The following is a 3592-nucleotide window of genomic DNA, read 5'->3' as shown; positions in this document are numbered from 1 at the left end:
CAAGGTCTTCAGAAGCAAGTCCCAGAATCGCGTTTGACCGCCTTCCGTGTCATGTCCGATCCGCAATGGCTAACAGGCGCAAAACCAGACCAAGACTCCAGCAAGATGCTGTTGATTCGGACTGGTTTTGCATTTGAGTTTGAATTAGAAGTTCGCGAACCAAACAATCTGACAACTCGATCTAGCTATGGACTTTGCCAAGTTGATTACCACCTATTCCATGCGATAAAAAATTATGTTAAAGTCCAGGTAACTAGACTCAACGATCTAATTATCAATGTCGATTCTCTGTTGAGAGGCTGCATTAACGATGACAATTAATATTCAAATCGATTCAGAACATCTAGAAAAGCTTGCCTATATAGGGCAACAAACTCATAACGATCCGAGTACTTTGCTATCGCAAGAGATCGATCGACAATACCAACAACTCCAAATCCAAACCGCCACGAGTGGGGTTGAAGAACTGTTTTGGAGTACAGAAGCGCATAGTTATATCACCAAACAGAGCGATCTCTTTGATACGATGTTGCCTGAGTTAATCGAACAGTATGCAGGGAGGTATGTTTTGTTTGAGGATGGTAAGGTAATTGATGTTGATGTCGATGAAGATGTTTTACTCGATCGAGTGTGGGAAACAGATTTAGTTCGGGATAGGATTGCTAAATATAATAGTATTTTCTGTCACTTAGTTCCGCTCGAAGGAAAGGTTAATGCCTGAATTTTCATATACTAAGGTTAATGGCATATCTCCGATCCCGATCGTTACCACATATTTTAGCAATCTTAGCAATCGATCGAGTGATACACTGGGCGCAGTTAGTAGATAATGCGCCTTTAGATAACTGGCTCGATCGCTTTTTTTAAAAACTTCGCCCACTCAGATGCCATCACAACTTCCGTAAATGGAATATCACTTACTAAATCGTTATCTACAAATTGAAATCTCAGATTAATTTTCTTACCACTAGTTGGTAAATCTTCTAAATCCACAGATTTATTATCAACAATTAATTCTATCTGTTTAACGCGATCGAGACTGAATGTTTGGAGGTCTTTAGGCTCGGCTTTAGTCGGTTTTCCCCAACTTAGCTCTCGATCTTTGAGTCCGATGACAGAATAGATATCATACTTATATCGATCGAATCCTGTCGCCCAACGTTTATAAGCTTCCAGCTTTTGATATTCATTGGCACCTGCTCTCGCCAACCAGATAAACGCTCCGAGTAACGGGAGCCACATTAAACCGCGTTCCATAGCAAGAGATCGAAGATAGAGGATAGAACTAGTATAACTTGCAAGTCATCAAGTTCCGGCTTTTCACGTAATTTTCAACCTTCAAGATCCGATCGAAATGGACGTTCGTAGCCCGGTTTAATCAGTTTCCAAATTACTTGAGCATACTCTCTACCATCTAACATCAAAAATAATACACCAGGATACTTTTGAGTCTGAAAATAGAGTGCGGTTTGTCTTCTGTCGCCTAAATCTTTAAAGGCTTGTTGGCATTCAGCTTCAATTTCTCGGTACTTAGTTTCTAATTCTAATTTAGTATCTTTTACCCAATGATAAAATTCATCAGGCACGGCATCGAGAAATTGGTCTAGATTTTGGTTTTGGCTCAGACATTCCCAAATATCTTTAGCTTGGATTCTGGTAATAATCCGATGCAGCCGGACATAATCGGCTAACTTATACTTGAGCCGAAAACCATTCGGCCATTTGAGGATAAACCCCTCATGATTGGTTAGTTCGGATTGGGTTTTCTCGATCGAGTCGATCCATGCGGGTAAAGTCGTCGCGGGATAAGTCTGTGCTCGATCGAGCCAGTTTACTTGGGTATGTTCTAATTCTGTGCCTGTCTCGGTATGTACCGCCGCCAGCAACACCAGCCGCTGTGCGCTGCCATAGTCTACAACAATCCGATTGGTGGGATAGATAATTTCAAATAAATAAGTGTACGCCCGATCGAGCTTATCTAAATCGTCCCGATAATTAGCTATCAACACCCGTGCCATTTGGGACTGATCCGATGTAAAGCTGCCCCTAGAAGCCACTTCCCACTGTCCTTGGTAGTGAAACAGAATAATTAGAGATCCATCGAGCTTCTCATAGATATTTGGCACACCATCCGGTAGTGTCCCCTGATATTCGCTAAGATTGAAAAACTTTGGTAACGGTCGCGCGATCGGTTGATAATGGTTATCTAGCACCAACCCTCGACAGTTCAGCGTCGCATCTACCCAATACCGATCGTATTGTGCTTTGGCGGTATAGTTATAAATCGTCAGTGGCAAACTAGGGTGAGTTTGGCTGGTAATATAACCCTGTTCGATGAGTGTGGGTAACGTTTGGGGGTCGAATGGTAAATTAGTCATATTTTAGAGCGGGGAGCGGGGAGAAGTTCAGTTCCATCTAATTTACTCGATCGATCTTCCCCTGAGCTAATTCTCGATCGCATGGCTCAAACCAGCTCTTTATAAAGTTTTGAGTCTAAATCGATCGTCCAACTTAGGGGCTACCCCAAACTAATAAATTTAACTATCCACTATCCACTATCCACTATCCATTATCTCGGAACCGGAACTCGATCGATCAGTCCTGCAATTACGGTATCTATTTCCAAACCATCTAACTGAGCCTCTGGGCGCAATACCAGGCGGTGGCGCAATAATGGGGGAGCGACTTTTTTAAAATCATCGGGTACTACCATCTGACGACGATCGAGCCATGCAGCCGATTTACTAGCTTGCAACCAGGCAATTGCCGCACGGGGAGAGGCTCCCAGACTGAGATCGGGGTGCTGGCGAGTTTGCTGTACCAACGCGAGTAAATAATCGATCGCATTATCGTTGACAGTTATCTGTTGTACCGACTTGCGCGCCGCCAGACAATCAGCGACAGTCGCAACTGGATCGATCGGGTTATCATCGTTTCTAGCTCCTGGTTGCGCTGTTCTCGCACTGGCGAGTAATGCTCGCTCTGCGGTTGCAGGTGGATAATCGACGATCAGTTTAAATAAAAATCGATCGAGTTGCGCTTCGGGTAATGGGTATGTGCCTTCAAATTCTAGTGAGTTTTGAGTCGCGATCGTCCAAAATAGATCCGACAATGGTAATGTCTCACCATCTAACGTTACCTGCCCTTCTGCCATCGCTTCTAGCAGTGCCGACTGGGTTTTAGGTGGCGTGCGATTGATCTCGTCTGCAAGTAAAATCTGGGTAAATACTGGCCCTTTTTTAAGCACGAATTCTTGATTTTTAAGATCGAAAATATTCGTGCCTAAAATATCAGCAGGTAAAATATCAGGCGTTAATTGAATTCGCTTAAAGTCAGCCCTAATCAATCGCGATAGTACTTTCGCCATCATCGTTTTTCCCGTCCCTGGTACGCCCTCTAAAATAACGTGCCCGCCAGTTAGCAAGGCAATCAGCAGTTGATTGGTTGTTTCTGCTTGCCCAAAAACAACTGATTGTAAAGCACTACTGAGTCGTTCAAAAATTGCGTGAGTTTCTGTCATAGAGATGGGAGATGGGGGATGGGAGTGAGGAGTAAGAAGTAAGGAGTAAGGAGTAAGGAGTATTGAAAATCC

General features: G+C 43.5%; 4 protein-coding genes and 1 pseudogene. 2 read left to right on the top strand and 3 right to left on the bottom strand.

The features are described 5' to 3' along the window. Positions 1–321 (top strand): annotated as a pseudogene (locus Q0R35_RS13430) (hypothetical protein); the annotation flags it as partial. Next, entirely contained in the window at positions 311–721 is a 411-nt protein-coding gene (locus tag Q0R35_RS13425; RefSeq protein ID WP_295619018.1) for a hypothetical protein, read from the top strand. The pseudogene Q0R35_RS13430 and the gene Q0R35_RS13425, both read left to right, overlap by 11 nt. A 116-nt stretch (positions 722–837) precedes the next feature. Here Q0R35_RS13425 and Q0R35_RS13420 read toward each other — a convergent pair whose 3' ends face one another. From Q0R35_RS13420 to Q0R35_RS13410, 3 genes are all read right to left on the bottom strand, one after another. Continuing rightward, the gene (locus Q0R35_RS13420) at positions 838–1257 is read right to left on the bottom strand and encodes a hypothetical protein (protein WP_295619015.1); all 420 of its coding nucleotides are present in this window, start codon (positions 1255–1257) and stop codon (positions 838–840) included. A gap of 74 nt (positions 1258–1331) precedes the next feature. After that, positions 1332–2378 carry an RNA ligase gene (locus tag Q0R35_RS13415; protein WP_295619012.1) on the bottom strand — a complete coding sequence of 349 codons (1047 nt, stop codon included), beginning with the start codon at positions 2376–2378 and terminating at the stop codon, positions 1332–1334. 191 nt (positions 2379–2569) lie between these two features. After that, positions 2570–3520: a MoxR family ATPase gene (locus tag Q0R35_RS13410; protein ID WP_295619009.1), complete on the bottom strand. Its 951-nt coding sequence runs from the start codon at positions 3518–3520 to the stop codon at positions 2570–2572. Between the last annotated feature and the right edge of the window lie 72 nt (positions 3521–3592).

The sequence above is a fragment of the Chamaesiphon sp. GL140_3_metabinner_50 genome (genome assembly GCF_025361915.1).
Taxonomy (GTDB): domain Bacteria; phylum Cyanobacteriota; class Cyanobacteriia; order Cyanobacteriales; family Chamaesiphonaceae; genus Chamaesiphon.
This window is presented reverse-complemented; position numbering and strand designations above follow the sequence as displayed.

Excerpts from the sequence above, each read along its gene's own strand:
- Q0R35_RS13415 (WP_295619012.1), bottom strand. The coding sequence starts at position 2,378 with ATGACTAATTTACCATTCGACCCCCAAACGTTACCCACACTCATCGAA.
- Q0R35_RS13420 (WP_295619015.1), bottom strand. The coding sequence starts at position 1,257 with ATGGAACGCGGTTTAATGTGGCTCCCGTTACTCGGAGCGTTTATCTGG.
- Q0R35_RS13425 (WP_295619018.1), top strand. The coding sequence starts at position 311 with ATGACAATTAATATTCAAATCGATTCAGAACATCTAGAAAAGCTTGCC.
- Q0R35_RS13410 (WP_295619009.1), bottom strand. The coding sequence starts at position 3,520 with ATGACAGAAACTCACGCAATTTTTGAACGACTCAGTAGTGCTTTACAA.